Genomic DNA, 3,387 nt, shown 5'->3' with positions numbered 1-3,387 from the left:
TGGAAAAACCGCTGGTCGTATTCCATGCTGTTGCACTGGGCCGCCGCGTAAAAGATCACGGCGGGCGCCGCCTCTTCCGGCAGGTCCAAAACCATGCTGTCCGCCGCGTTCTCGGGGATGTCCGCCGGCCGTGCCTCATACCGCAACGCGAACGCCCCCGCGGGCAGCGCCGCCGTGGCGTCATACGGGAACCAGTTTCCCTCCGCCACAACCTGGCAGCCCCTGTAAAAGTCCTCCGGCAGCGCGCGCGGGCTGTCCGCCGCATACTCTTTCACCCGGTAGATCGGGTAATACAGCGCCACCTCTTTCTGTCCCATATCCAAAAACAGATTGAACTTGCCCGTCAGGTCCGCTTTCGGCCTGCTCTCGTCCAGCAGCTGCAGCACCCGTTTTTTTGCCTCTCCCAGTGTCATATCTGCCTCCTCTTGTCACGACTGCGGGAGTCGAACCCGCCTCGCCCGGTGTCATGATCTCAGGACAGCCACAAGTGCCCCTATTGCCTTGCGGCTGTCCATGTGTCGCCTGTTTTACGGCAGCAACAGCGCCCCAACTTTCATCGTGGTCGCGCCGGTCACTTTTACTGCGCCGTTTGCCTTGAACGCGCCGCTCTCCAGCACAAAGGCCATCGTCTTGCCCGCCGGCACGCTCGCGATCAGGTCCGCGACTCCCTGGATGCCGTTACCTGCCTTGAATGTGATATCCCCCGCGGCGGAACCGCCGTTCTCCACAAGGATCACCGTTTTAACGTCCTGCCCCTTGAAATCGATCTCCGCCCCGTCCGCAGACAGGGCAGTCAGCCCAGGTAGGGCCGCTCCGCCGTTCAGCGGGATTTTTGTCAGCTCAATTCTGGTTGCAGCCATTTCTCACTTCCCCTTTCCGCCGGTCACGCGCCGGCCTTGACATTCATCACGATCAGCTCTTTGGGCCGCACGATCTTGGCCTGGTACAGCACAAAGCCTTTCACCGCGTCGGAAAATCCCTTTTCCGGGCGATACGCCTCCGTGTGGGTCATCGGGTTGACAAACGCGATGGCCTTGTCGGTGTGCACCGTGACCAGGCTGTTGCCGGAGCTGTCCCGGGCCACGTTATTGCTCATCTTGACGATCACGTTGCCATAGCGGCCCACGCGGCCGTTCTCCAACATTTTGCTGTTGTCGGTGTCCAGCGCGGTATAGGCCTGCTTGAGGTTCATATAGAACCAGGGCGGCACCTCCATCATGATCTTGCCGTTGGGCTTGACGTTGTTCGCATACAGCTTTTCCAACACCTTGTCGATCTCCTCCAGGATGTTGGCCTTGGTGATCGCCACGGCGGCAGAGCTGTACTTGATGGCCTCCCGCGTACCGGCCATTGAGGCAATATGGGTGTCCATCGCATCCGCAAGGCCATAAGTGGCCTCCTTGTTCAGCGCCTCCAGCACGCCGCCCACCGCCTGGCGCCGGTCGATGTCGTCCACCTTGTAGTTGAAATAGCTGATCTGCTTGATGGGCAGCGTCACGCTGGTGTCATCCACCACCTCGGGGTCTTTCAGCACGATCTCCTTGTCCTCGGTGGTCGTGATGGTGGGCTTGCCCACCCCCAGGATGCGCACGGTGTCGCCCATCTTTTTTACTTCGCCCTCATACTGCCGGTTGCAGCCCTCGGCGTAGACCAACGCTTTTTCCAGATCCCTGTTGATGGCCTCCGCCCACACAGTAGGGATAAAGTTCTGATATGCCATTGTTTTCGTTTCCTCCTTTACTTCCACTGTTCCATTGATTTCCGGATCCTGTCATAGTTCTTACTGACTTCTGTGGGGTTCATCGCCGCCACTTCTTCGCGCGTGAAAAACTCTTTGCCCGCGCTGCCTTTCGGCCGCACCTCGCCCATGCTGGGGGGCTGCTTGACACTGCGTGCTTTTTCGGCTCGCAGGGCCTCATAGGCCGCCAGAGGGGAGATGCCGGACGCGCACATCGCCACAAATTGCGGGCCCAGCTCCTCAATGCTCTTTGCCTTTTCGTCCGGGTACGCCTTGCGGATGGCCTTGAGATCATTGCTGAAGATGTTCTCTCGCTCCCGCTGTTTGTACTGCTCCAGCTGCTGCGCCTGCGCCTGCAGCTCCGGGTCGCTGCGCTTGAGCTCCTCCCGCGCCTGTTCCACGATCTTTGCATATGTCTCCGGGGCGATCTGCGCCCGCTGCGCCCTGGCGGCAATGGATGCTTTGCGCTTCCATGCCTCCCACTCGCCGCGGTCCGCAAACGGCTTACCCGTGTCCGGGTTGTTCACCCCATCCACCAGCGCCCGAAACGCTGCCTCCTCCGCCTCTTTCCGCCGTCGCTGCTCGGCAAATCGCGCGTTCTGCTCAGTCTTCCACGGTTTGGCGGGCTCCGTGTCTTTTCCGCCTTCCTGCTCTCCCGCAGACTTTGCCTCTGATTCTGCGGCTGCGGGCTCCTGTGCCTCAGTGGGTACTGTGGCAACCGCTTCCGCGTCTACCGTCTCGGCCTCGGCCGGGGCGGCGGTGGTGATGTTCTCGTTTTCCATGTCTCTGTCTCCTTTTTACGCTTGGCAGCGTTGGATTTTACCGCTGTTCCTGCGAATTTATCGCAAAAGCCTCTCGGCTTTTACTCCACATTCTCCGGGCCCCCGATCAGATAAGCCCGGGTCTGCCGCACCACCTTGCCGCAGTTTTCACAGTGCGGATCGCGGCAGGTCAGGTCCTGTTCAATGTATACCGCCGTCGGTGTGTCGGGACTGTCGTCTCCCTGTGCCACCGTCCGGCTGGCCGTGATCCTCATTTCCGTTCTACACAATGGGCAAAGCATTCCGCTCACCCCCTCTCCCGGCCATGCCCTGCGCCAGTCCGGCGCCCGCCCCGAAAAGCACTTCTCCCGCAAGCTGGTCCGGCGCGCCCGTCAAAAGTCCTGCGCCCGGCGGCGTCATCCCGGCCTCTGCTCCGGCCGCCTGCTGCTGAAAAACAGCCTGCCGCCGCTCCAGTATCGCCCGGAACTTGTCCTTTGGCACCCCGCTGTTCTCGTCCAGCGCCTCCACATATTCCTCAAACGTGATGTGCTGGTTTGCCAGCGCGTTCTCCAGCGCCATCTCCCGGCTCAGCACGCTGTAGGGGTCTACCGGTGAGATGTCGATCTTGATGTCGATGTCCAGCTCTTTCAGGGCGTCATGCGGAATGACCACACTCATTTGTCCGCCTTGCCCGTCCGGCAGCTGCACCGCCATGCCGCCCACGGAGTAGACCGCCCACAGCTTGTACCAGATCAGCGCCAGGTCCTCCACAAACTGCTTGTAAGCCGCCGTCTGCTCGTTCAGGTTCATCGCGCTCTGGTCCCGCGCCGCCTTGATGGCCTCGCCGCTGGCCCTGGTGGGGTCCACCTGCCCGGTGGCCGCATCCGA

At 61.2% G+C, this 3,387-nt stretch carries 6 protein-coding genes; all 6 read right to left on the bottom strand.

What is annotated here, in order from left to right; all coding sequences use genetic code 11:
• Positions 1–413: hypothetical protein (locus tag H8S23_RS13775; protein WP_186888930.1), on the bottom strand; the 413-nt coding region annotated here is incomplete at its 3' end.
• Positions 414–527: 114 nt separating this feature from the next.
• Positions 528–860 (bottom strand): hypothetical protein, encoded by a 333-nt coding sequence (locus H8S23_RS13770; RefSeq protein ID WP_186888929.1) that lies wholly within the window; start codon positions 858–860, stop codon positions 528–530.
• Between the two features lie 23 nt (positions 861–883).
• The gene (locus H8S23_RS13765) at positions 884–1,720 is read right to left on the bottom strand and encodes a hypothetical protein (RefSeq protein ID WP_186888928.1); all 837 of its coding nucleotides are present in this window, start codon (positions 1,718–1,720) and stop codon (positions 884–886) included.
• Between the two features lie 17 nt (positions 1,721–1,737).
• Entirely contained in the window at positions 1,738–2,520 is a 783-nt protein-coding gene (locus tag H8S23_RS13760) for a hypothetical protein (RefSeq protein ID WP_186888927.1), read from the bottom strand.
• Positions 2,521–2,600: 80 nt separating this feature from the next.
• Positions 2,601–2,789 (bottom strand): hypothetical protein, encoded by a 189-nt coding sequence (locus tag H8S23_RS13755; RefSeq protein ID WP_186888926.1) that lies wholly within the window; start codon positions 2,787–2,789, stop codon positions 2,601–2,603.
• A partial coding sequence (locus tag H8S23_RS13750; protein WP_186888925.1) for a hypothetical protein occupies positions 2,782–3,387 on the bottom strand: 606 nt, incomplete at its 5' end. The genes H8S23_RS13750 and H8S23_RS13755, both read right to left, overlap by 8 nt.

This window comes from Anaerofilum hominis (assembly GCF_014287275.1).
Classification (GTDB): Bacteria; Bacillota; Clostridia; order Oscillospirales; family Ruminococcaceae; genus Pygmaiobacter; species Pygmaiobacter hominis.
This window is presented reverse-complemented; position numbering and strand designations above follow the sequence as displayed.

Bases quoted from the DNA above. Each gene is read 5' to 3' on its own strand.
- H8S23_RS13770 (WP_186888929.1), bottom strand. From the start codon at position 860: ATGGCTGCAACCAGAATTGAGCTGACAAAAATCCCGCTGAACGGCGGA.
- H8S23_RS13765 (WP_186888928.1), bottom strand. From the start codon at position 1,720: ATGGCATATCAGAACTTTATCCCTACTGTGTGGGCGGAGGCCATCAAC.
- H8S23_RS13760 (WP_186888927.1), bottom strand. From the start codon at position 2,520: ATGGAAAACGAGAACATCACCACCGCCGCCCCGGCCGAGGCCGAGACG.